The sequence below is a fragment of the Pedobacter sp. GQ55 genome (genome assembly GCF_059758925.1).
This window is the reverse complement of the sequence record NZ_JCAXEI010000005.1, coordinates 200,997-224,828: the sequence shown is the minus strand read 5'-3', so window position 1 is coordinate 224,828 and position 23,832 is coordinate 200,997. Positions and strand designations below refer to the sequence as shown.

At 38.1% G+C, this 23,832-nt stretch carries 19 protein-coding genes, 4 tRNA genes and 1 pseudogene; 16 read left to right on the top strand and 8 right to left on the bottom strand.

The features are described 5' to 3' along the window. Positions 1-305: 305 nt before the first annotated feature. The 5 genes from AC6CH7_RS15485 to AC6CH7_RS15465 all read left to right on the top strand — a co-directional run bounded on the left by AC6CH7_RS15485 (position 306) and on the right by AC6CH7_RS15465 (position 9,253). On the top strand, positions 306-890 hold the full coding sequence (locus tag AC6CH7_RS15485; RefSeq protein WP_498263612.1) for an RNA polymerase sigma-70 factor: 585 nt from the start codon (positions 306-308) through the stop codon (positions 888-890). Between the two features lie 97 nt (positions 891-987). After that, positions 988-1,989 (top strand): FecR family protein, encoded by a 1,002-nt coding sequence (locus AC6CH7_RS15480; RefSeq protein WP_498263611.1) that lies wholly within the window; start codon positions 988-990, stop codon positions 1,987-1,989. A gap of 244 nt (positions 1,990-2,233) precedes the next feature. After that, positions 2,234-5,578, top strand: coding sequence for a SusC/RagA family TonB-linked outer membrane protein (locus AC6CH7_RS15475; protein WP_498263610.1), 3,345 nt, complete (start codon positions 2,234-2,236; stop codon positions 5,576-5,578). A gap of 16 nt (positions 5,579-5,594) precedes the next feature. After that, the gene (locus AC6CH7_RS15470; RefSeq protein ID WP_498263609.1) at positions 5,595-7,187 is read left to right on the top strand and encodes a RagB/SusD family nutrient uptake outer membrane protein; all 1,593 of its coding nucleotides are present in this window, start codon (positions 5,595-5,597) and stop codon (positions 7,185-7,187) included. 194 nt (positions 7,188-7,381) lie between these two features. Beyond that, complete coding sequence (locus AC6CH7_RS15465) at positions 7,382-9,253, top strand: alkaline phosphatase (RefSeq protein WP_498263608.1); 1,872 nt, start codon at positions 7,382-7,384, stop codon at positions 9,251-9,253. A gap of 59 nt (positions 9,254-9,312) precedes the next feature. Here the strand turns inward: AC6CH7_RS15465 and AC6CH7_RS15460 are convergent, their stop codons facing one another. After that, positions 9,313-9,990 carry a GNAT family N-acetyltransferase gene (locus tag AC6CH7_RS15460; protein WP_498263607.1) on the bottom strand — a complete coding sequence of 226 codons (678 nt, stop codon included), beginning with the start codon at positions 9,988-9,990 and terminating at the stop codon, positions 9,313-9,315. Between the two features lie 116 nt (positions 9,991-10,106). On the opposite strand from AC6CH7_RS15460, the gene AC6CH7_RS15455 reads away from it, so the two are divergent. Beyond that, complete coding sequence (locus AC6CH7_RS15455; protein WP_498263606.1) at positions 10,107-12,392, top strand: alpha-L-rhamnosidase-related protein; 2,286 nt, start codon at positions 10,107-10,109, stop codon at positions 12,390-12,392. On the opposite strand, the pseudogene AC6CH7_RS15450 reads toward AC6CH7_RS15455, so the two are convergent. Further along, positions 12,312-12,569: pseudogene (locus AC6CH7_RS15450) on the bottom strand (AAA family ATPase); the annotation flags it as partial. The gene AC6CH7_RS15455 and the pseudogene AC6CH7_RS15450 overlap by 81 nt on opposite strands. A 310-nt stretch (positions 12,570-12,879) precedes the next feature. Continuing rightward, positions 12,880-13,857: a GlxA family transcriptional regulator gene (locus AC6CH7_RS15445; protein ID WP_498263605.1), complete on the bottom strand. Its 978-nt coding sequence runs from the start codon at positions 13,855-13,857 to the stop codon at positions 12,880-12,882. Between the two features lie 130 nt (positions 13,858-13,987). Here AC6CH7_RS15445 and AC6CH7_RS15440 point away from each other — a divergent pair, with 130 nt between their 5' ends. The 5 genes from AC6CH7_RS15440 (at position 13,988) to AC6CH7_RS15420 (ending at position 17,240) form a co-directional block, all read left to right on the top strand. Continuing rightward, positions 13,988-14,407 carry an SRPBCC family protein gene (locus tag AC6CH7_RS15440; RefSeq protein WP_498263604.1) on the top strand — a complete coding sequence of 140 codons (420 nt, stop codon included), beginning with the start codon at positions 13,988-13,990 and terminating at the stop codon, positions 14,405-14,407. Between the two features lie 25 nt (positions 14,408-14,432). Continuing rightward, on the top strand, positions 14,433-14,807 hold the full coding sequence (locus AC6CH7_RS15435; RefSeq protein ID WP_498263603.1) for a DoxX family protein: 375 nt from the start codon (positions 14,433-14,435) through the stop codon (positions 14,805-14,807). Then, the gene (locus AC6CH7_RS15430; RefSeq protein ID WP_498263602.1) at positions 14,800-15,180 is read left to right on the top strand and encodes an iron chaperone; all 381 of its coding nucleotides are present in this window, start codon (positions 14,800-14,802) and stop codon (positions 15,178-15,180) included. The genes AC6CH7_RS15435 and AC6CH7_RS15430 overlap by 8 nt, the downstream gene beginning before the upstream one ends. Positions 15,181-15,212: 32 nt before the next feature. Beyond that, entirely contained in the window at positions 15,213-15,614 is a 402-nt protein-coding gene (locus AC6CH7_RS15425; RefSeq protein ID WP_498263601.1) for a VOC family protein, read from the top strand. A gap of 501 nt (positions 15,615-16,115) precedes the next feature. Next, positions 16,116-17,240 carry a Fic family protein gene (locus AC6CH7_RS15420; RefSeq protein WP_498263600.1) on the top strand — a complete coding sequence of 375 codons (1,125 nt, stop codon included), beginning with the start codon at positions 16,116-16,118 and terminating at the stop codon, positions 17,238-17,240. A 1,125-nt stretch (positions 17,241-18,365) separates the two neighbouring features. Here the strand turns inward: AC6CH7_RS15420 and AC6CH7_RS15415 are convergent. Further along, on the bottom strand, positions 18,366-18,584 hold the full coding sequence (locus tag AC6CH7_RS15415) for a hypothetical protein (protein WP_498263599.1): 219 nt from the start codon (positions 18,582-18,584) through the stop codon (positions 18,366-18,368). A 255-nt stretch (positions 18,585-18,839) separates the two neighbouring features. Here AC6CH7_RS15415 and AC6CH7_RS15410 point away from each other — a divergent pair, with 255 nt between their 5' ends. The 3 genes from AC6CH7_RS15410 to AC6CH7_RS15400 all read left to right on the top strand — a co-directional run bounded on the left by AC6CH7_RS15410 (position 18,840) and on the right by AC6CH7_RS15400 (position 20,869). Continuing rightward, a complete protein-coding gene (locus AC6CH7_RS15410; RefSeq protein WP_498263598.1) occupies positions 18,840-19,496 on the top strand; it encodes a hypothetical protein in 657 nt (218 codons plus the stop codon). 776 nt (positions 19,497-20,272) lie between these two features. Further along, positions 20,273-20,608, top strand: a complete 336-nt coding sequence (locus AC6CH7_RS15405; RefSeq protein WP_498263597.1) for a hypothetical protein — start codon at positions 20,273-20,275, stop codon at positions 20,606-20,608. 69 nt (positions 20,609-20,677) lie between these two features. After that, positions 20,678-20,869 carry a hypothetical protein gene (locus AC6CH7_RS15400; protein ID WP_498263596.1) on the top strand — a complete coding sequence of 64 codons (192 nt, stop codon included), beginning with the start codon at positions 20,678-20,680 and terminating at the stop codon, positions 20,867-20,869. Between the two features lie 200 nt (positions 20,870-21,069). Here AC6CH7_RS15400 and AC6CH7_RS15395 read toward each other — a convergent pair. From AC6CH7_RS15395 to AC6CH7_RS15380, 4 genes are all read right to left on the bottom strand, one after another. Further along, positions 21,070-21,141, bottom strand: a tRNA-Glu gene (locus tag AC6CH7_RS15395). Positions 21,142-21,180: 39 nt separating this feature from the next. Further along, positions 21,181-21,256, bottom strand: a tRNA-Met gene (locus tag AC6CH7_RS15390). A 50-nt stretch (positions 21,257-21,306) separates the two neighbouring features. Further along, positions 21,307-21,378 (bottom strand) — tRNA-Glu (locus AC6CH7_RS15385). 40 nt (positions 21,379-21,418) lie between these two features. Further along, positions 21,419-21,494: transfer RNA gene (locus tag AC6CH7_RS15380), tRNA-Met, on the bottom strand. A 110-nt stretch (positions 21,495-21,604) separates the two neighbouring features. Between AC6CH7_RS15380 and era the strand changes: the two genes are divergently transcribed. Beyond that, on the top strand, positions 21,605-22,483 hold the full coding sequence (era, locus tag AC6CH7_RS15375) for a GTPase Era (protein ID WP_498263595.1): 879 nt from the start codon (positions 21,605-21,607) through the stop codon (positions 22,481-22,483). A 47-nt stretch (positions 22,484-22,530) separates the two neighbouring features. Continuing rightward, positions 22,531-23,832 carry a ribosome biogenesis GTPase Der gene (gene der, locus AC6CH7_RS15370; RefSeq protein WP_498263594.1) on the top strand — a complete coding sequence of 434 codons (1,302 nt, stop codon included), beginning with the start codon at positions 22,531-22,533 and terminating at the stop codon, positions 23,830-23,832.

Here is a 23,832-nt window from a genome sequence, read left to right as displayed (position 1 = left end):
GCACCTCAATTTGTCATACCACATCATTTTTATGCATCAAATTCAAAAATAGGCTATCTCAAAATTTCACATAATTAAAAATTCAATTAAAAAAATTCGGGAAAATCAGACAAATATGTACCTTAACAAAACCATTTACAAATACCAAAAACCGTTTAGCAACAGATTGATAGGGATTTCTGAGCTAATGCAAACACCTGAATAAAAAAACTTCCTTAGGAAAGGGTCATGTTAAATAAATGTTAACCGGAATTAACTAAAATATAATAAAAGCAAATCAAGTAAGTAGCTAATTTTGTTGCGTAATGGCGAATAAGAGTTTACCAGATCATGAATTGTTACAGCGATGCCGGGAAGGAAATACCCGTGCATTTGATTTGCTATTTGAACGATATTTTAACAAATTAAACCTTTTTGCCTTAAAATACATTCGCCAGCAATCTATAACAGAAGAACTCATAATGGATCTGATGTTAAAGGTTTGGGAGAAAAAGGACAGCTTCCAGGAAGAGGGTTCTTTAGGTCCGTACCTCTTTAAAGCGCTCAAAAATTCTATGATAGACTACTTCCGGAAAAAAGAGCTCTCTACAAGTCCAATTTGTAAATTAATAGAAGATTCTTTCATTCAGGATACAACAAATGAAGCCGTTTCTTACAATGAGCTTCAAAAAATTTATCTAGATCATCTTAATCAATTAAGCCCTCAAAGGAAGCTTGTGTTTGAAATGAGCAGACATGAGAACCTCAGCTACCGCCAAATTGCCGCTAACTTAAACCTCTCTGTAAAAACAGTAGAAAGTCACGTTTCTGCGGCACTTCTTTTTCTCAGAAAAAAAATGAGAAGCCATGTGAACCTTATCCTCACAATTATCACTATTCATTTTTTATAACTGAAAATCAACCACTTAATAAAAAGTTGAATTTTACATTCAGGGTATTTTTCCTTTTCTACGTATTCATTAATGAAGGCCCAAATACCAAACCAAATTGAACAAACTATTACTTAAAAAGTATTTAAACAATACCTGCAGTGATCAAGAACTGGAGCAGGTAAGGCAATTCCTAAAACAACCGGAATCGGCAGATCTGTTTCGTGAGGTTCTTGATGAAGCCTGGCAAGAGATGGAAGCGCCTGAATTGAATCTTCATGCAATGGCAAATTACCGCCAACAATTGATGCAAAAGGTTCAAAACAATAATGAAAGTATTCCTGAAACAAGCAAACTCTGGCCAACAAGATGGATTAAATATGCTGCAGCAATCTTAATTCTTCCGCTTATGTTTGGCCTTTACCAACGCTCAAAAAACAAAAAAGAAGTAATTGCTAAGGTAGCTCTTATAGAATCTTATAATCCGAAAGGTCAGCGTTCAATAGTATCCCTATCAGATGGAACAGTAATCTATCTTGGTTCAAATAGTAAAATATGCTACCCTAAAACATTCTCTAATGTCAGAGAAATCGTGCTAATAGGCGAAGCATTTTTTAAAGTAAAAAGAGACCCCGCCAAACCGTTTATAATTCACACCAACAACATTCAAACTAAGGTTCTTGGCACATCTTTCAAAATAGAGGCCTTTAAAGGAAATCCGATTGAAGTTAGCGTGGCGACAGGAAAAGTTAGCGTGGATAGACAAGCTGACCCTACCAAAAAACAACTAACCTCGGTTGCCGTTCTTACCCCAGGCAATCTTGTAAATTGGGATGAAAAGACAAAAAAAACAACCTTAGCTAAAATTTCCCCTCAGGAACTGGAACAATGGAAAGATGGGATTTTAACTTTCAACAATCAGCGTTTAGCAGATGTGATGACAGTATTAGAACGACGTTACAATGTAAACATTCGTATCTCCTCCAATAAGTTGTCCAATTACCGCATAAATACGACTTGTTCTTTGGATGAGCCGATAACCAAAATTCTAGGGGTAATGGGTAAAGCGGGTGACTTTAGATATAAACTGGAGAGCGATCAAATTATAATTGCTAACTAATTAAAAATCAAACTATGTAAACAGAAAAAGCTACCAAAAAAAACGCCCTGTTTAACAGGGCGAATTCACTAGAAATCCATTTAGTCCTTGGTTTACGAGGCCTCAAGACTTATAAGGATTCGCTTCTGAGTAAAACCTCAGAAGGTTAACAGATTTATTACCCCATTTTCTTTGGGAAAAAACCTACTAAACAAACAAAAATATGCAAAAAGGATTGTACCTCCACCCATGTATCAGATTTATTATGAAGATATCTGCAATCACACTAATTGTACAACTTACCTTAACAGGAATGTTGTTTGCAAACAGCGCCAATAGTCAGGATTTGAACAAGATACAGTTAAACCTAAAGCTTAAAAATGCTGGTTTAAAAGAATGCTTCCAAACCCTTCAGAAACAAACTGGCATCAAGTTCTCCTTTGGAGAGGCACTAATTAAAAGAAATGAAAAAAAAACCAGCATTAGTGCACGTCAGATCTCAATGGAGACAGCTTTAAAGCTGATTCTGGATGAAACCAATCTACGCTGCATACAAATTGGCAACAACCTTATCATTGATGAAAAGCCCGCACCACCTAAACCGGCCAAACCGCCCATTGAGCGTATGGTAACCGGTACAGTAACGGCAGATGATATTGTGGGTCCTTTACCTGGCGTAACCGTTCAATTAAAAGGGACAAATAAAAGAACTGCGACTACTTTAGAAGGAAAGTATAGCATTGCTGTCGAGAATGATCAGTCAATCCTTGTCTTCAGTTATATGGGATATCTTGCGCAAGAGATCACTGTAGGAAGCTCAGCTAGTTTAAATGTAGTCCTTAAAACTGACAGACAATCTTTAAATGAAATTGTCGTAATTGGTTATGGAACCTCCAGAAAACAAGATCTCTCTGCTGCTGTTGCAACAGTTCCGGATATGGATAAGATTAAAGACCGGCCGGTATTAAACGTCGCTTCAATGATTCAGGGAAAAGTTCCTGGCGTAACGGCAATTAACGACGGAGGGCATCCCAACAAATCACCAAAAATAACAATCAGGGGTGTCGGTTCCAGAAAAAATGAGAATGTATTGTACGTTGTAGATGGTGTTCCGAACGCCCCCTACAATCCGGCTGATGTTGAATCAATAACAATTTTGAAAGATGCTGCGTCTGCTGCGATTTATGGCGCATTTTCTGGCTCTGCCGGTGTCATCCTAATTACAACTCGTCAAGCTAAACAAGGAAATCCAAGTGTAGAATATAGCGGCTTCACCGGGCTAAAAAATGCATGGCGCCTCCCTCATGCCCTAACAGCTGAAAACGAGGCAAAAGTAGCTAACCTTGCTTTAACAAATTCCGGATCTAATCCTTCAGAAGGCTGGGATATTACAAAAAATCCATATGCACAAGTAACCCGAACAGATTGGATGAATGAAATCTTCAGAACAGGCTTAATCCAAAGACATAATGTTAGTATAAATGCTGGTACTGAAAAATTCTCCAACCTGATCCAGGGACGTTATGAAAGAGAAGAGGGAACTTTATTAAATACTTACAATCAAAACCTCTCTCTTCGTTTTAACTCTAACTACCAATTCACCAAAAACATCAAGTTGCGACAGGAAGTATTTTGGAATAACAATGACAATAGAGGGACGGAAACAGAAAGCGGCTATTCAGGAACTATTCTTTCTGCCATCTATATGCCAAGTTCTGCTACGCCTTATTATCCAGATGGGTCATTCGGGGGCGTTGGCCCAAGAGATTCTAATTATTTAGGTATTCATGGCGATGTAATTAACCCAGTTGCAACATTACTAAGAAACAAACCTTATAATAAAACCAGCGATTTACAGTCAGTTACAGAATTATCTATATCAGACATTATACCTGGCTTAAGTGTTTTATCTCGCTTCTCTTATCGCAAAACCAATTCTTTATGGAAAAATTTCGAACCAAAAAGAACAGAGCCAGGAAAACCAAACTCGCAAAATACATTAACTTACGAAACAAACAACAATTTCCACTGGATCTGGGAAAACACGGCCAATTACAGCAGAACATTTAACCGACACAGTATTGGTGCAATGGTTTCGATGACAGCACAAGATCAAGGAGTCCGCAGATTAAAGGTTATAGGCAAAGGCTTTGAAACGGAAGAAGAGTGGGCTCAATATTTTATCAATGCGACCATTTTTGATCAGAATAAACCTGAAGATAAATACGAATATGACAGAAATGCATCTTATGTAGGAAGACTTTCCTATAGCTGGGCAGATCGTTATTTTGTTACAGGAAGTTATCGCTACGATATGGCCGGTCGTATCGCTAAAGACTATCGCGGCAAGGGACTTCCGGGGGTGACTGCTGCTTGGAAGTTAAGTTCAGAACCTTTCTTTCATGTTGAAGGAGTTGATTTAATAAAATTCCGTGCCAGCTGGGGAAGAATAGGCAATATGGCTTCAATAGAGGATCTTGGATATGGTTACCCTAGATTAAGTGCTAACTATACAAATCAGGTGGGTGATGGTGCCCCAAGAAGCAATTCTCTTTCTTTAGGAAGTTTGTTTAATCCTCAACTAACCTGGGAAACCTCTGAGCAGAAAGACATCGGCTTTGACTTTAGCTTCTTAAACCAGAGACTATCAATAACAGGTGATTATTTTAACAAATTAACATATGACCTGATTAAAGAAAAAGATACTGAATGGACCAATACATTTGGCTTAGGAGCCCCTTTAATTAATCAGGGTAAAATAAGGAATACAGGTTATGAGTTAGCAGCTACATGGAAAGATAATGCCGGAGGATTAAGTTATGATTTTGGGGCAAACATTGCCACCCTAAAAAACAGAGTCGAATACATTGATGAAAACCCTCAGTCTTTCTGGTTACATACAGATAATTGGAGAACGGTATTAAGACCATTTCGTTCAATAGTTGGACAACCGTACTATTCATATTGGTTGATAAAAAATGAGGGAATATTTCAATCAGACGCAGAAGCAAACGCGTATGTAAAGGATGGAAAGAAAATTCAGCCTGATGCAAAGGCAGGCGATTTTAAATTCAGAGACTTAAATAATGATGGAAAAATTGATGATGCCGACCGTTCTTATATGGGAAGTGCAGCTCCAAAACTCACCTACGGCTTTACAACTAATTTAGCTTGGAAAAACTTTGACTTCAGTATGTTTTTACAAGGAGTTAGTGGAGTAAAACTTTTCCATGCATTTAAACAATCTACCCTTAATGGATCAGAGCAAGGATACAACAGATGGGATAAAATTCTTGATGCCTGGTCACCTGAAAACACTGGCTCCAACATTCCAAGAATCTCTGCAAGTGACAAGAATCAAAATTTCCAAACCGCATCAGATTGGTACCTCGAAGACGGAGATTACCTACGTATAAAGAGTGTTATTTTGGGATATACCTTTAAAAACATGCCCTTTAAATCAAGCTTAAGAATATTCGTAGGCGCAGACAACCTTGTTACCTTCACAAAATACACAGGAATGGATCCTGAGGTTGGCGGCATAGGGCTAGATGGAGGGCAATTCCCCCTATCTCGCATATATACATTTGGACTAAAACTTAAACTCTGATCAAAGCAATTCAATCATGAAAAAGAATTTTAAATATATACTTACAGCCTTACTGTTGTTATTGTTAGGTGCCTGTAAAAAAAGTTGGGTTGACAATAAACCCACAGGAGAGCCATCAACAGCATTTTTTTGGCGTACAGACGCGGAGTTGGTAAAAGGTGTAGCAGCTTTATATGTTCCAATGCGCTATGAATCAACCTGGGGAAGAGACCTGTTCTGGGTACAAAATGCAAGTGATGATCTTATTGTAGGAAGAACAAAAGCTGATGGTGAGAACATCAAAAACTTTATCCCTAGTGGTAGAGAGGGTTATTTAACAGGCGGCTGGAATGACTTATACTGGATGTTGAGTAAGGCAAATGATGCAATTAAAGAAATTCCAAAAGCAAGCCAGGCAAGTGAAGCTATTCGTAATAGATCTTTAGGAGAAGCATATTTTGTTCGGGGATTCGCACATTTTTGGATTGCCTATATTTGGGGCCATAAGGATCAGGGCGTACCATTTGATGCGGTAGAAAATCCTGAATATGGCAAAAGAATACCACCTCAGCTAAAATCAGTAACCGACAACTATGCACAGATTATATCTGATCTGGGAAAAGCAGCAGATTTATTACCATTATTTGAAAGCTATGGTGCTGGAGACCGTGGAAGAGCACATAAAGCAGCCGCTTGGGCATATATGGTAAAAGCTTATGCATATTGGGCACAATACGATAAAACTAAATGGCAATTAGTTCCTCCTCTTTGTGATAAAATAAAAAACGAAGGACATCGTGCTTTAATTACTGGAAAAGCAAACGGCAAAGAGAATTACCAAAGTGTATTTACAATTGCCAACAACTGGAGTTCAGAATATATATGGTCCGTTACTTCTGGAGTAGATGGGGGCTCAGAATTCCCAGGTGTAAGTCTTGAAAATAAAGGCTGGGGAATCTACAACGGCTGGGGGTATTTCCAACCAACACTTGAGCTTTATAACGAATATGAAGCAAATGACCCTAGACGTGAAGTTACTATTTTGAAATTTGGTGATAAGTTCAAATTCTTTGGGCAGGAAAGATCATATTTCTCTACCAATAGTCTTTCTGGCTTCCAAATCAATAAATACATGGAGCCTTTTGGTTATGGATCTGATGGGGATGCATCCTCAAATGATAAAATTAACCCTAGTGGTGATTATCCAACCACCATGCTTAACTTATCTTTAATACGTTATGCTGAAATACTTTTGTTTAAAGCTGAGGCGTTAATAGAACAAGGTAAAAACGGAGAGGCCGCGACCCCTTTAAATGAACTTAGAACAAGAGTTGGCCTACCATCAATAAACACACCAACTTTAGATGATTTGAAACATGAACGTCGTGTGGAACTTGCTTGTGAGTGGACTGATAGATTACAGGATTTAAAGAGATGGGGAGATTTTGCTAAAATTAATGGTTCCCTTCATGGCCGTGATCATTCAGATAAAACTAATCCAAACTCACCATTCGTAGTAAAGGAAGTATGGCCCGCACGCAACTTTAATGCTTCAAAAATGGCATGGCCAATAAGTCCTGATGAAATCACCAGAAGCAATGGTGCCTACAAACAAACACCAGGCTGGTAAATAAAGAAAATTGAAAAGGGTGTCCGTTAATATCGGACACCTTTTTGCTTTTATTAAAATCATCAGCTACCTAATCAAACCATTTGTTAGATTTACATTCCTGTTCTGCAAGTAGATCCAACAAATAGATCACATCAATGCTAAACGTACATAAATGCAATACCTGCCATATTGCAAACAAGAACATATTAGAAATGAAAACAGAAAAACCGATCAAAAAAATTATTAAAGCGGGTCTCTTTGCACTTTTATTAACCGCTAGCGCTAATTATTCTCAGGCGCAGGAGGCTTCTAACAAAGAAGCTAAATACGCTTTATTAAACGCTCATTCTCATAATGACTATGAAAATGACATTCCTTTCCAAAGAGCTTTTCAAAAAGGATTCGGTTCCATTGAGGCAGACATTTTCCCTATAAACAACGACTTACTTGTTGCCCATAGTAAGGAGCATGTTAACCCTTCAATTACACTATATGGCACGTATATTAAACCTGCAATAGCAGCGTTACAGAAAGACCCTAAACGCAAACTTCATTTACTGATCGACATTAAAGAAAATTACCCGACCGCTTTAGCTATATTAATCAAGCAGCTGGAACCTCATAAAGACATCCTTAAAACAAGCACGCATGCCGGCCAGTTGACCATTACAATAAGTGGTTCCAGACCAAAACCAAACGATTACAAAAACTATCCTGATTATATCTATTTTGATGGGGAATGGCCATTACAACATACACCCGAAGAATCAAAACATGTAGAATTAGTAAGCTTCCCATTCACCGCTTACAGCAAATGGAATGGAAAAGGTAGATTAGAGCATGCCGACTACACAAGGGTCAAAGGACTTATAGATAGTGTCCATGCAGAAGGAAAAAAGATCCGGTTTTGGGCTACTCCTGATACAAAAAGCTCCTGGCTGGCTTTAATGAATCTACACGTAGATTTAATAGGCACTGATGCTGTAGAATCACTTGGAAACTTTATAAAAGACCTGGATAAAAACATTTATATCAATAAAGAAATCCACAAAACATACCAGCCCACCTATCAATCAGACGGCAAAAACGGAAAAATAAAAAATGTAATTCTTTTAATTGGCGATGGAATGGGCCTTACCCAAATATATTCTGCATTTACCGCAAATCAAGGTCAGCTCAATCTATTTAAGATGCGCAACATTGGGGTCTCTGTTACAAATGCTGCAGATACTTACATCACCGATTCGGCAGCGGGCGGAACTGCAATGGCAGGCGGAGAAAAAACAAATAACCGCGCAATTGGCGTAGATTCAACAGAAAAACCATTGAAATCATTAGCTGTCTATGCTGCAGAAGAACGTAAAAAAACTGCCGTTATTTCTGTTGGCGACCTTGCCGATGCTACTCCAGCAGCGTTCTACGCACATCAGCCCGATCGTTCAATGGAACCCCAAATCGCGCAAGACATGCACACTTCAGGAATCAATATGTTCCTGGGCTCCGGCATCTCAAACTTTAAGAAAACCTTAAATGGCACAACTGCCGTTGAATTATTAGAAAAAAAAGGTTATACCGTGACCTATACTTTTGAAGATTTCAAAAAAAGCAATGCAGAAAAACTGGTTGGACTTGTTGCGGATAACGAAACAAGACCAAAAATTGAGGGCCGTGGGGAATTTTTAACGGAAGCCTTTTTAAAAGCAACTCAACAGTTTGCTAAAGATCCAAAAGGTCTTTTCATGATGCTTGAAGGCGCACAAATCGATTACGGTGGCCATAGAAACAACGTCTCACAAGTGATTACCGAAAATCTTGATTTCGACAAGGTGATTGGCAAAGCACTTGAATTTGCAGACAGCAATGGCGAAACACTTATAGTGGTTACAGCTGATCATGAAACCGGAGGACTAACACTTCTTGATGGTGACATTCAATCAGGCTATGTATTAGGCGAATTTTCTACAAATGACCATACAGCTGTTCCGGTTCCGGTGTTTGCTTATGGCCCTCATTCCGATGATTTCAGAGGTGTATATTCTAATACTGAGATATTCAAAAGACTATTAAAATACATTAAAAAATAATTCAGACACTAAAGCAATAAGTAACAACCTTTCTATTGGTTAGAAAGGTTGTTACTTATTTACTTCTTTATAACGTAAGCAAACATATCAGCCCTTATATCAAACCCTAACTTCTTGTACAGCTTAATGGCGCCATGGTTATCATTTCTTACATGTAAAAAAGGAATTTCAGATTTCCTTAGTATCCTTTTGATCTGCTCACGAAGTAGCTCAAAGGCATAGCCTCTACCAAGATGGTCTGGATGCGTACATACCGCACTAATCTCCCTAAAAGGTGTAGGATTGAGCCTATGTCCTGCCATTGCTACCAAATTACCGCCACTAAATAAACCCGTATAATTTCCAAACTCTATGGTTCTTGCTCTAAACGGCCCCGGTTGGGTTAACTCTACAAGAGCTGTCATCTGACCAACATGTGATTTATCTAAATCCACAAAATCAATATCGGTTCCTACCGGAATCTCTTTAGATCCATAGATCATTTGAAACATATCAATCTGTGCAACAAGTTTCCACTGATCAGGGATAGCTACAGCAGAAGGTGTAAAAACAATAAACAGGCTTTCCAAAGGGCTGTTCTCATAAAGTGTTTCAAAATCAAGTTTCGAATTGTCCTTCAGACCGGCAAATGAAGCAACCTCTTCCAGGTAATATTTTACGTGATCTGTTCCGCTCGAAAAAGCACTATGAGCCGAATTTAAAGCATTGTAGATAGGGTTATCTAAAATATGGGTCATTTTGTAAGATGTTCAGTTCGTAAAGATACCAAAAAGTTAAAGCAGGTAATTCTAACATAAGTTTTACGGTATTACACATATTATTTAATTATTATTGTTAAAACCAAGTACACCTTATGCATCCTCGAAGCAACCTTTTCCTCGCTATAGTTTTATTAGTCTCCCTAAAAACAAATGCGCAATCGCTTAATCCTCCTTCAGATTTGAGAGTTGATTTGCTTTTGAATGCCGATAAAGTATGGAAAAATGGGATGCCAGTGGCGCTATCGCTTCCGGAGGCAAAGCAATCAGGCACTCCCTATCAAATGGCACTCGTAGCTAATCAAAACCCATATTTTTCATGGGTAGTAAATGATAGTTCTAAAGGCAGTTCACAAACCGCGTATAGAATTCTTGTTGCATCTTCCTTAGAAAACCTCAAAGCGAATAAAGGAGATTTTTGGGATTCCGGAAAAGTAATTAAAGGCCAACAGACTGGTATCATTTACGGCGGGCGCAAGCTTAACCCAAATACTATTTACTACTGGAAAGTAAATACCTGGAACAATAAACAAATCGCAAGTGACTATTCAAAACCCACCTCTTTTATTACCGACAGCGCACTAAAGTCCTACCGAGCTGCTCATCAACCTCTTGTAAAATCATTAGAAAAACCCGTTTCCAGTAAGCAATTAAACGGTCTTAATACTTTATACGATTTTGGGAATGATGCCTTTGCTCAATTAAAAATACGCATCAAATCGCCGTCCGATGGAGATACCTTGCAAATCCATGTGGGCGAAGCAATAGACGCTGCAGGGCGCGTGGAAAGAAAACCAAGAGGTACTATCCGCTACCGTTTATTAAAACTGGCATTGCAAAAGGGAGACCACAGTTATGATCTTAAATTTTTAGCCGATGAACGTAATACCGGGTCTAAGGCCATACTTATGCCCGATTACATCGGCGAGGTACTTCCCTTTCGATATGTAGAACTGGAAAAGAATGACAAAACAGTAATTGAGGTCCAGCGTTATGCTGTAAACTATCCTTTTAATGATCAAGCCTCATCATTTAAAAGCTCCGACACCCTTTTAAACCAAATCTGGGATCTTTCTAAACACACTATTAAAGCCACTTCATTTACAGGCCTGTATGTTGATGGCGACCGTGAACGGATTCCTTACGAAGCCGATGCTTTAATTAATCAGTTATCGCACTATGCTTCCGATGCTGAATTTAACATGGCCAAAAGGTCTTTAGATTACCTGATTTATCATGCCACCTGGCCAACCGAATGGTCATTACAAAACCTGCTGGTGGCCTGGAATGATTACCTCTATTCTGGTGACATCAGAACTGTACAGCTACTTTACCCTCAATTAAAACCAAAACTGCTGCTTGCCCTTGCCAGACCCGACGGGTTAATTAGTACCAGAACGGGTAAACAAGACAGTAGCTTTACCAAATCCATCCATTTCTCTACTTTTAATGGAGAAAAAGTGCTAAAAGACATTGTAGATTGGCCACAAAAAGGAGGTTTTGGGCTACCACCCTCCTATCCCGGAGAAACAGATGGTTTTGTTTTCACAGACTATAATGCAGTGGTAAATGCCTTTCATTATCAAGCCTTGATTTGCATGCAGGAGCTGGCTCAGGCATTAGGAGAAAAAGAAGATGCCGCATTCTATAAGCGGCAAGCCAACAAAGTAAAACAAGCCTTTCAACATAGTTTTATAGATCCAAACACAGGAACAATAAAAGATGGTGAAGATACCATGCACAGCTCATTACATGCTAATATGTTAGCTCTTGCTTTTAACCTGGTGCCAAATGAGAACAAGGCAAAGGTAATAGCTCATATCCGTACAAGAGGAATGGCATGCAGTGTTTACGGCTCACAGTTTCTCCTAGATGCTCTATATGATGCGAATGAAGGAGATTATGGCTTACAGCTTTTAACCTCAACAGACAAGCGCAGCTGGCATAATATGCTCCGTTCCGGCTCAACCATGACAACAGAAGCCTGGGATACGGATTATAAAAACAATCAGGATTGGAATCATGCCTGGGGTGCTGCTCCTGCTAATATTATTGTCAGGAAACTTATGGGAGTCGAACCATTAGTTCCTGCCTTTGGAACTATACAAATAAAACCACAACCAGGAACACTTCGTTCGGCTGAGCTCCAGTTATCAACCTTGCGCGGAAAAATCAATGTTGCTTTTAATCAGTCCTCCACTCAATTCGAGTTAAAGATTAACATCCCCTCCAATACCACAGGAGTAGTTTATTTACCAAAACAAACAGAAAATGACCGGATACTTATAGATGGGAGGTCATTAAAAGCAATACCCGATGGCAAATTTTGGGTAATCAGAAATGTTAAATCTGGGACACATACCTGGGAAATAAGGTACTGATACAAAGAGCTTCTTCCGCCCAGCCAAAGACTCTGAGAACATATTTTTCATGTAGTATGCACTTGAGCCAGTCACAATAAACTTAATACCATAAGTATCATATAGATATTTCAGTATACTTGGCGGGTTTGGCACCAGTTGAATCTCATCAATCGCTATTAATACTTTTTCTTTAGAATCCGCTCCTTGTCGAGTAAGTGCGTAATAATAGTTTCGTAATTTGGTTCAGAAAACAATGTACGATTATCCGTGCGTTCAAGATCAAAGTAATACTTCTGAACTATAGCAGAATCCTGCATCAGCTGTTTTACCTGTATGTCTCATCCCAGTTAATGCTGTGATTTACTTCTGATTCAGATGCCTCGACACTGCGGGACATAGATGACGTCCGTAGAAATTCTTTACTATTCTCAAAGTATACTTCAGAAATAGTAAAGCTTTTTTTATATAGCAACCGTAGTTGATGCAAAATTCCTTGAACGGCAAATCATACCTCGTTCGCTACCTTTGCAAACTTATTTCTATACTCTATTGGCGTAAGACCTGTTATCTTCCTGAAAATATCCCTGAATGCTTTGGTATCGGTATAACCCACACCATACATTACTTCAGTGACATTCTTTCGTGAGGCTTCAAAAAACTTCTTTGCAGCTTCTATTCTTACCCGTTGTATATACTCTATTGGCGTATTGGTTGTTGCATCCTTAAATCTTCTCTCGAAAGTTCTCCGTCCAACAGTTGTAAGGTTTACCAAATCTTCGATGCTTATTTTGTCCTCATAATTTGTTTCTATATAAGCCTGTACCTTTTGAATGTCTGCATCACCATGGTTTTTTTGCCCTTTGAAAATGGCAAACTGTGATTGGCTGTCTCTACCTATATCTAAAGCAAAATATTTGGAGATCATCACAGCCGTTTCTCTGTCGGAAAATTTTTCCACCAGATACAAGATTAAATTCCATAAACTACTTGCGCCACCACTACTATAAATGTTATTGTGTTCTGTGATGATAGCACCGTCTTCAACTTCTACCAGTGGATATTTTTCTCTAAACTCGCTTATGTGTGCCCAATGGGTAGAGCATTTTTTTCCATTTAGCAGGCCTGTTTCTGCCAGCAGAAAAGCACCTATACATAAACTGGCAAGGCTGGCGCCGTTTTGATGAAGCTTTTTGAAGTAAGGTATTGCCTCTGCATTGGCGTCGATTCCTGCATTGGTGTCTCCAAAAGTGGGTGGTATAATGAGCAGGTCAGTATGGGTAACATCTTTGAGCAGCCTGTCTGTTTTTACCGTGTACTCGCCGTTGTTGGCAGGTACATATTCATTTAAGCCTACATACTCTACTTTGAAGATGGGTTTTTTACCGAATGTCGTTAGAAACTCATTGGCCGTGTTAAAGGTTCTGAATGCCGGCGTAATAGCTTCTATTACGCCATACTGGGGAACGAAAACTGAAACTTGCATAATATTTTGTCTTATTTAAAGGTACACATGCTTTGTCGTAATCCTACCCTTAATTTGTCGTTTTTACAACAGACTAAGTTTCAGAGCCTGTAGCATCTTTGTATCATAACATTCACTAAAAATACATATCATGGCAGAACAAACAAAAATTACGGTAGAAGCAACAGTTAAAGCTCCTGTAGAGAAAGTCTGGAAGGCTTGGAATACTCCGGCCGACATTACGCAATGGAATACCCCAGACCCAAGCTGGCATACGCCAAGCAGCGAAAACGACCTCCGGATAAACGGCAAGTTTAAAAATAGAATGGAAGCTAAAGATGGCAGTTTTGGTTTTGATTTTGAAGGCACTTATGACAAGGTTGAATTGCATAAGGAAATAGCTTATACCATGGCTGACGGCAGAACTGCCACAACATTGTTTGAAGAGAAAAACGATACGACCACGCTAACAACAACTTTTGATCCAGAAACAGAAAATGATCCTGAATTTCAGAAACAAGGTTGGCAGGCTATTTTAAATAATTTCGTGAAATACGTAGAAAACAAATAACTAGAAACAAATAAAAATTAACAAGATGAAAAAGAATAAAATAATCTTTTGGGTGGCTACCTCTATCCTCATACTATGGGAGGGGGTAATGCCGCTGGGTACCGTGCTGTTTGCACCAGAATATGTAAATGCAGGTACAAAACCTTTAGGATACCCTGATTACTTTGCTTATACGCTCATCTATTGCAAGGTACTTGGAATTATAGCAATCTCTTTTCCTAAAATCCAGGGTAAGGTAAAGGAATGGGCATATGCAGGACTGGCATTTAGTTTAATCTATGCATTCATCAGCCATGCCTGTGTAGATCAAAATATCGGGTTTATGTTATTACCACTTATAGTGCTGGGCATTCTTGCAGTTTCTTACATCTATAATAATAAGATTCAGAACAATGGCTAAAACAAACTACCAATCGATTGATGAGTACCATCAGGTATTTAGCGGCGAAGCGCTCGAAAGAATGCAAACGATCAGGAAAATTATCCATGAAATAGTACCGGATGCAGACGAAAGTATCAGTTATCAAATACCTTGCTTTAAATACAATGGTTACCTGATATACTATTGTGCATTTCCTAATCACATCTCCTTATCGAACCCCTTTAGTGAAGCCTTTTGGAAACACTTTAAGGCTGATCTGGAAGGGTACAAAACAAGTAAAGCAGTTATCCAATTTCCCACAAATAAGTCGCTCCCTGAAGAGCTAATTAAAAAAATTGTGGCATTCAGGAAAAAGGAAAATGAGGAAAAAGCAATTACTAAAAAGAAATAATTGATCAACCAAAGTGGCAAATCAGTAATAGTATGTTAGTTAACAATAGCGATAAATTTACCAGCGGGATCTTTATCACATTTTCCGGAAATTGTAAAAGGGCACTTACGTTTTACCAAACGTGTTTTGGCGGCATGCTGCATTTTGAAACGTTTGACAAGGAATTACAGGGTTACATAGAAAAACCAGTCATTAGCGGCTCGTTAGTTTCTGATAGTATAGTCATTCACGGTTCGGATCTGGTCCCCAACGAAGGAAGAAAAATTGGGAATTATCTTTCTATTTTTTTACAGTGTAAAAATACCGATGATCGGAAGGTTCTTATTGAGAAGATAAAATCTGGCCGCAGGGGCCTGCGTTCCAGGAATTATGAAGAACAAACACTAATTGAAGTAACTGATGCCTTTGATGTGACTTGGGTGTTGGGTGTTTGACAAGAATCAAAAAATCAGTCGTAAAAAGGCAGTAACCATAGGATTACTTGCTTTTACCAATATTGAACTCTTTCAAGGACGATTAATGCTTTTAGCCAACATTGGCGATGATCTGTTGACCGGGCTGCGAGACAAAATTCGCTACATGCCGCTAACCAAATATACGTGTTTAAAATTTCATTTAAAAAGACTGCGCTAAAAAAGTCAACAAAAAAAGCCTTCAGGTTTGAAGGCTCTCTTAATAATTTTCATGGAATAAATTCCCATGTTGTTCCCATGATGGGAGTTTTTGTAGCCCAGGCGTTACATTTGTCGAACACCTTTCAGGAAGATTTGATGCTTTTAGTTAATTTAGATGGCACCGAGTCCAAGTCTTTTAACCCTTAAATTAGCCTCACTTTAATTAACCAAATACCATTTATACTTAAATAGCCGTCTTCTTATTTAAGTTTTTTCGCTGTTTACTTAAATAAGCGTATCTTTATTTAAGATTTATTGAAAATGAACAAATACAATTCAGGAAAGCAAATAAACCAGGGATATTACAAAAGTTTCCAACCGAACCTGATAAACAGAGAATGGCATCTTGATAACATGGAAGTAATACAATTGTTGAGTAGAGCTGATAGACATGTAGGACGGCTAGATATATATTCCGAATATGTGAACATAGAATTATTCATACGAATGCATATTGCAAAAGAAGCTACACAATCTTCGAAAATTGAAGGTACTCAAACAAATATGGAAGAGGCCTTTTTAAGTAAAGACGAAATAATTGCTGAGAAAAGAGATGATTGGGAAGAAGTTCAGAATTACATAAGTGCCATGAATGAGGCCGTAAAATTACTACACCGCCTACCTTTTTCATCTCGTTTAATTAAGAAAACTCATAAGATATTATTACAAGGGGTTAGAGGAGAGCACAAGCTCCCAGGGGAATATCGAAGTAGTCAGAACTGGATTGGTGGGGCAACTCTAAATGATGCAATTTTTATTCCACCAGTACATACATCAATTGATGAACTTATGTCTGATCTAGAGAAGTTTGCAAATGATGATTTAAACCCATTACCCGATCTAATAAAAATTGCTATTATTCATTATCAGTTTGAAACTATTCACCCATTTTTAGATGGAAACGGCCGTGTAGGCAGGCTTCTTATCACAATTTACTTGGTAAGTAAAGGAATTCTTAAACAACCTATCTTATACCTTTCAGATTTTTTCGAAAATAACCGGCAATTATATTACGATAACCTGATGTTAGCGAGGACTCAAAACAACATATCTCAATGGCTGAAGTTTTTCTTAACAGGGATTATAGAAACCGCCAAGAAAGGCGTCACTACATTCGATGCAATTCTTCAGTTGCAAAAAAGCTTAGAAATAAAACTGAAAACATTAGGTAACCGAAATATAAATGCACAGAAAGTAATCGATTATTTATATACCCAGCCTGTGATTAATGTCAGCAATGTTGAAACAATCATCCAAAAATCTTATGTAACAGCTTATAAACTGATTAATGATTTAGAACAACTAGAGATTTTGAGTGAGATATCCGGTGCTCAAAGAAACAAGCTTTATGTTTTTAAAGATTATTTTGACTTATTCAAAAAATAGATTAAAGCTCAACACCTGTTAAATTATAGTCGGCTCCATTACCTTAGACAAAAAAAGCCTTCAGAAATCTGAAGGCTCTCTTAATAATTTCCATGAGATAATTTCCCATGTTGTTCCCAAGATGGGAGAAGTAGCCCAAGCGTTACATTTGTCGAACACCTTTCAGGAAGATTTGATGCTTTTGGCTAATTTAGATGGCATTGAGTCCAAGTCTTTTCACTCTTAAATTAGCCCCGCGTTAATTAACCAAATGACGCCTAAACTTAAATAACCACTTCTTTATTTAAGTTTTTTTGCTGTTTACTTAAATAAGTATATCTTTATTTAAGATTTATTGAAAATGAACAAATACAATTCAGGAAAGCAAATAAACCAGGGATATTACAAAAGTTTCCAACCGAATGTGATAAACAGGGAATGGCATCTTGATAATATGGAAGTAATACAATTGTTGAGTAGAGCTGATAGACATGTAGGACTGGGGATTATTCCATATGTGGCCACCTCTTTCGCGGAACGTGGCCTCATATTACGGCCCAAATTGATCAGTCGATTTCGCTGAAAAGTGGTCACTCGGCTCATTTTAAGCGGTTTTTAGCCTCAGAAAAACCGATATGAGCCGAATACCCTTTTTGATCATTAAAATTAATCAGCGCACCTCTAATTGTGTTTCATTGCAAAATTCTGAAGCACATCCATGAAGACTTCTTTAGACAAGCAGATTTATCAAAAAGCGACGCTACAATCTCCCTCCTGATCAAAAAAAAAGCCTTATGAGCTATCCGCTATCAGTCAAAATGCAAAAAACAAAAAAGCTTATCCAAGAAATGGGTAAAGTTGAATTTTCGGGATTTGAATATATTTGGCCTAAAGGCTAAGATGCCTCCTGAAATTTAAGGCAGAAGTTCGGGTGCACAGTTTGGCCCGGAATGGAGTGTCTACTATCTGCGTAATACACACCTAACTGGAAGTCCAAGATATTTTTCATAGTTAAATTATTTATTGAGCTACTACAAATATTCTTAATACTTTTTAAATATCAAACGGATAAATAGCTAAAAGACTGTAGCTAATGATGAGGCAGGAAACAAAAGCAAAGAAGTGTTATCAACAAAAACATATCTCTTATGTCAGACCATAAAAACAAACAGGATGGCCGTAGCCGTAGCCATGTTGCGGGCGACCAGGATTATGAGGTTCGATATATGGCTGACAAGCTTGACTGCTGCAATATTGAACTTTCTGTATGTCATCGCCAAGACCTACAACCCAAACGATGGTGATCAAAAACATCTTGATCGTTAAGAGGAAATTGAACTTTGTAAAAAATGCCTTTAAACCCATTGAGCTACTTTTTGAAGCATAGGTACAGATTCATCACGTAGTTTTTATTAGTAGAAATCGAACGAATGCAAGCGAGACCACAACGAATCAATTCCAAAACTTGTGGAGCATAGGTTAAAAATATAACTTTGTATTTTTAAACAGTATTTAATACTTGCTCCCCTAATCAATATTCAGATGATAGTGCTTTTTCAATAGGATAAGGATTTAGTGGAATTGCAGGGCTTGGACCTGGTTATTTGGTAAAATTATATTATGATTCAAAATATAACTGTAGTACCCGAAAATTCTGATCTGATTAGCGACCTAATCAGATCTGTCCACCGATTCTATCCATTGGGATTTGAATTCGTAAATGAACAATTTGATGGTTATCTAGAATTGAAAAACATTGTAGATAGAAAAATCAAACAGGTGATGGAAAATAAGATACCTGAAGAATTATTGAGATTAGAAACCGAATTAAAGAAATTATTCGTGGGATTGCCGTTATATTTTGATGTTCATAGAAACTTCCCAAGCTATTCCATTTCAATAGAAATTGGAAAGGATGAATTTTCCGAATTGGAAAAGGTACAGAGATTGAATTTGAAAATATCGCTTTTGACCAACTGCTATACTTTCTTTTTAGAGGAAGTAATTAAGCATACATCCATCACGAATAGTTTCGGACGCCCACATTTTACAACCGTAATTTCACAAAATTTGCACCCTGAATCAGTAGGGCGAATAAAGGAAATTGTTGCTGAGTGTTTTCCAACACATCAATTCGTGGATCCTGAGATTTTATTTTCGATAAAAACGAATGGTGTTCCGTATGGTCAGGATCACTCAGACCCTAAAAGGGATTATTCACTTTTTGATTTTTTGTTTGAATCTGCTCCATATATTAACGTTAGCTTATCTCGATAGACCCCTATTCCGGTTTGCTGCGAGGAGGTAAAAAAAGTTTTAGAAATATTTGACACCCTCACTTTAGCTTTAAAGTAAGTTCTTCCCCATAAATTGGAATTGATTCGTATTCAGTTCTTGAAGTGGGGATTATTCCATATGTGGCCACCTCTTTCGCGGAACGTGGCCTCATATTACGGCCCAAATTGATCAGTCGATTTCGCTGAAAAGTGGTCACTCGGCTCATTTTAAGCGGTTTTTAGCCTCAGAAAAACCGATATGAGCCGAATACCCTTTTTGATCATTAAAATTAATCAGCGCACCTCTAATTGTGTTTCATTGCAAAATTCTGAAGCACATCCATGAAGACTTCTTTAGACAAGCAGATTTATCAAAAAGCGACGCTACAATCTCCCTCCTGATCAAAAAAAAAGCCTTATGAGCTATCCGCTATCAGTCAAAATGCAAAAAACAAAAAAGCTTATCCAAGAAATGGGTAAAGTTGAATTTTCGGGATTTGAATATATTTGGCCTAAAGGCTAAGATGCCTCCTGAAATTTAAGGCAGAAGTTCGGGTGCACAGTTTGGCCCGGAATGGAGTGTCTACTATCTGCGTAATACACATTGAAGCCTTAAATGAATCATATGAAAAGGAACTAAAGAAGATACACTTGATACCCCAGGTCCATGAATTATTTGACCTAGTACTAGAAGATGAAAATATCTACACAAACCGTAGGACACAGATAAATGACCGAAAGAGCATTCTTGATCAGATCTCAAAACAACAGTCCTTAATGTCAAGGGCACGGAGGTTCTACCTTAACGAAAAAATAGACTTTGAAGATTTTGGAAAAATTAAAGAGGAGCACAATGAGATTTCCGGCTACCTGGATAGTCAGCTGAAGACAATTACTACGAAACTATTACGTAGCTGTCAGAAAAATAATGACTGGCCACAGGAAAATTTCAATATTTTTCAAGCTTATAAAAATCAGGACATTGAAGAAAAGCGTAGAATTATAAGCCTATTTGCCCCATCAAGAATCAATCCTTTTACTAAAACGCTTAGGCCCCTGCAATTCAGCGAAGCTCTATCCCTTGTTGTCCACTATTGCGATACGGCAGATTAGGTGATGTCCTACCCCATTACTTTTTGGGCTCATCCAACCAACTAAAAATTAAAATAAAAACTTAGAAAAATGCAGCCATCTCTATTCAGAAGGTCTACGGACTTTTCACACAAAAAGGTTTCAACTAGCCAGGCAGTTAAGGTACTAAAACGTAATGGTATTGAAACGAGTGAAGATCAGGCGGGAATAATCCTGGATTTCCTTTACCTGCTTGCAAAGACATTTAAACATGCCGACAATCCAGATGAAACAGGTCTGTGACTTAAAGGACAAATCGAACACCTGGATAGTTGATTAAAAGTCTTCGGGATAGGTGTTTTTAGAAGGTCAGGATTTAGCTAAAATCTTAGATAAAATATCGAACACCTTTTTAAGGCTTGATTATTAGCATTAATCATCTTATCGTCAGTGTGTTAATTGCATAAAAAAAGGAAATGGTCGATTAAGATCATTTCCTTAAGTAGCCCGTAGGGGAATCGAACCCCTGTTTCCAGAATGAAAATCTGGCGTCCTCACCCCTAGACGAACGGGCCATTTTGGTTGCCTCAGCTTTATTAAAGCCGCGAACCTTTTGGTAGCGGGGACCAGACTCGAACTGATGACCTTCGGGTTATGAGCCCGACGAGCTACCAACTGCTCCACCCCGCACTATGTCTTTCTTAATAAAAAAACCGCTCAATTTTTTAAAGCGGTCGCTGTAGCCCGTAGGGGAATCGAACCCCTGTTTCCAGAATGAAAATCTGGCGTCCTCACCCCTAGACGAACGGGCCATTTTTGGTTGCCTCAGCTTTATTAAAGCCGCGAACCTTTTGGTAGCGGGGACCAGACTCGAACTGATGACCTTCGGGTTATGAGCCCGACGAGCTACCAACTGCTCCACCCCGCACTATATACAATTTGGCAGTTTTTGTTAAATCCTTAACTCTTCTTCCGAATTGGAATGCAAAGATATAATTCGTTTCTTTGCGGTGCAAATTTATTTCAAAAAATATTTTTATGTCGCATAAAGCAGGTTTTGTAAGTATCATAGGTAAGCCCAATGTGGGTAAATCTACCTTAATGAATGCCCTGGTGGGCGAAAAACTTTCGATCATCACTCCGAAAGCCCAAACAACCCGCCACCGTATTTTAGGAATTGTTAATGAAGAAGATTATCAAATAGTTTTTTCTGACACGCCGGGCATCATAAAACCTCGATATGGCCTGCAGGATTCCATGATGAGTTCCGTAAAAGGAGCATTAACTGATGCAGATCTAATCCTGTTTGTTACCGACATTAACGAACAGCACGACGAGAATGATGTATTAGAGAAAATCATCAATACTACTATTCCAATGATTGTGTTAATCAACAAGATCGACAACGCAACCCAGGAACAGGTAGAAGAAAAGTCAGCATACTGGCAGGAAAAACTAAATCCAAAGCATATATATGCCATCTCTGCACTTCACCAATACAATCTAGAAGGCATCCTTGCCATGATATTAGATCATTTACCGGAACATGCACCTTTTTACGACAAAGAAGACCTTACAGACCGTAACCAAAGATTCTTTGTATCTGAGATCATCAGAGAAAAGATCTTTAACAATTATCAAAAAGAAATACCATACAGTACTGAAGTTGTTATTACTGCCTTTAAAGAAGAAGAAAATATTACCAAAATCAGCGCTGAAATTATAGTAGAACGTGATTCTCAAAAAAACATACTGATAGGCAAAGGAGGCGCAAGTCTTAAAAAGGTAGGAACTGAAGCACGTAAGGATATTGAGAAATTTTTGGATCAAAAAGTATTTCTTGAAACCTTTGTAAAAGTAATTCCAGACTGGCGCAGCAAAAAGAACTACTTAAAAAGTTTCGGGTACGAAAATTAAGCTTACCTTTGCAACCCCTTAATAATTAATACAATTCACAACACAATATGAGCAATATTATCGCAATCGTCGGAAGACCAAACGTAGGCAAATCTACCCTCTTTAACCGCTTAACAGAAAGTCGTAAAGCTATTGTCGATGATTTTAGCGGCGTAACCCGAGACCGTCACTACGGTTCAGCGGAATGGACAGACAAACAATTCACAGTAATTGATACTGGTGGTTACGTAGCAAACTCTGAAGATGTTTTTGAAGCCGCTATCCGCGAGCAGGTAATTATCGCTATCGAAGAAGCAAGTGTATTACTGTTTATGGTTGATGTAACCACAGGCATTACTGACCTTGACGACGAAATAGCACAACTACTTAGAAGAAGTAAAAAACCTGTATTTACAGTAGTAAACAAGGTTGATAATACCCAACTACAAAACGAAGCTGCAGTATTCTACGGATTTGGCCTTGGCGAAATCTATCCTATCTCGTCTATGACCGGATCTGGAACGGGTGATCTTCTGGATGATGTTATCAAAAACTTTGAAGACCTTCCTGAAGAAGAAAACACACTTCCCAAAATCACAATCGTAGGCAGACCAAACGTTGGTAAATCTTCTTTAATCAACGCACTGATTGGCAAAGACAGGAACATTGTTACTCCAATTGCCGGTACCACCAGAGACTCTATACACATTCACTACAACCAGTTCGGTCATGAATTCATGTTTATTGATACTGCCGGTTTACGTAAAAAAACCAAGGTAAAAGAGAACATTGAGTTTTATTCTGTAATGCGTACCATTAAAGCATTAGAAGAAGCTGATGTGGTTATTTTAATGGTTGATGCAACTGAAGGTTTAGAATCACAGGATGTGAATATTTTCCACCTTGCAGAGAAAAACAAGAAAGGCATCGTAATTCTTGTAAACAAATGGGACTTGATAGAAAAAGACAATAAAACAGTAAAAGCATTCGAAGAGCAGATTCGTCAGAAATTGCAGCCGTTTACCGATGTACCTATTGTTTTCACTTCAGTGGTAACTAAACAACGTATTTTCCAGGCTATTGAAACTGCGTTAGAAGTACACAAAAACAGAGGCAAAAAAATCCCTACATCTAAATTAAACGATGTAATGTTGCCGATCATAGAAAACTATCCGCCACCTGCATTAAAAGGAAAGTATATCAAAATAAAATACATCACACAGATCAATGGAACATCTCCAATGTTTGCTTTCTTCTGTAACTTACCTCAATACATTAAAGAACCTTACAAAAGGTTTATTGAGAATAAACTTCGTGAGCATTTTGATTTCAGTGGAGTACCAATCCAGATTTATTTCAGACAGAAATAA

Coding starts and splice junctions, on each gene's coding strand:
- AC6CH7_RS15475 (WP_498263610.1), top strand. CDS start 2,234: ATGAAGATATCTGCAATCACACTAATTGTACAACTTACCTTAACAGGA.
- AC6CH7_RS15405 (WP_498263597.1), top strand. CDS start 20,273: ATGTCAAGGGCACGGAGGTTCTACCTTAACGAAAAAATAGACTTTGAA.
- AC6CH7_RS15415 (WP_498263599.1), bottom strand. CDS start 18,584: ATGGGTTTAAAGGCATTTTTTACAAAGTTCAATTTCCTCTTAACGATC.
- AC6CH7_RS15470 (WP_498263609.1), top strand. CDS start 5,595: ATGAAAAAGAATTTTAAATATATACTTACAGCCTTACTGTTGTTATTG.
- AC6CH7_RS15400 (WP_498263596.1), top strand. CDS start 20,678: ATGCAGCCATCTCTATTCAGAAGGTCTACGGACTTTTCACACAAAAAG.
- AC6CH7_RS15485 (WP_498263612.1), top strand. CDS start 306: ATGGCGAATAAGAGTTTACCAGATCATGAATTGTTACAGCGATGCCGG.
- AC6CH7_RS15445 (WP_498263605.1), bottom strand. CDS start 13,857: ATGCAAGTTTCAGTTTTCGTTCCCCAGTATGGCGTAATAGAAGCTATT.
- AC6CH7_RS15425 (WP_498263601.1), top strand. CDS start 15,213: ATGTTAGTTAACAATAGCGATAAATTTACCAGCGGGATCTTTATCACA.
- AC6CH7_RS15430 (WP_498263602.1), top strand. CDS start 14,800: ATGGCTAAAACAAACTACCAATCGATTGATGAGTACCATCAGGTATTT.
- AC6CH7_RS15420 (WP_498263600.1), top strand. CDS start 16,116: ATGAACAAATACAATTCAGGAAAGCAAATAAACCAGGGATATTACAAA.
- AC6CH7_RS15410 (WP_498263598.1), top strand. CDS start 18,840: ATGATTCAAAATATAACTGTAGTACCCGAAAATTCTGATCTGATTAGC.
- AC6CH7_RS15455 (WP_498263606.1), top strand. CDS start 10,107: ATGCATCCTCGAAGCAACCTTTTCCTCGCTATAGTTTTATTAGTCTCC.
- AC6CH7_RS15460 (WP_498263607.1), bottom strand. CDS start 9,990: ATGACCCATATTTTAGATAACCCTATCTACAATGCTTTAAATTCGGCT.
- AC6CH7_RS15440 (WP_498263604.1), top strand. CDS start 13,988: ATGGCAGAACAAACAAAAATTACGGTAGAAGCAACAGTTAAAGCTCCT.
- AC6CH7_RS15465 (WP_498263608.1), top strand. CDS start 7,382: ATGAAAACAGAAAAACCGATCAAAAAAATTATTAAAGCGGGTCTCTTT.
- era (WP_498263595.1), top strand. CDS start 21,605: ATGTCGCATAAAGCAGGTTTTGTAAGTATCATAGGTAAGCCCAATGTG.
- AC6CH7_RS15435 (WP_498263603.1), top strand. CDS start 14,433: ATGAAAAAGAATAAAATAATCTTTTGGGTGGCTACCTCTATCCTCATA.
- der (WP_498263594.1), top strand. CDS start 22,531: ATGAGCAATATTATCGCAATCGTCGGAAGACCAAACGTAGGCAAATCT.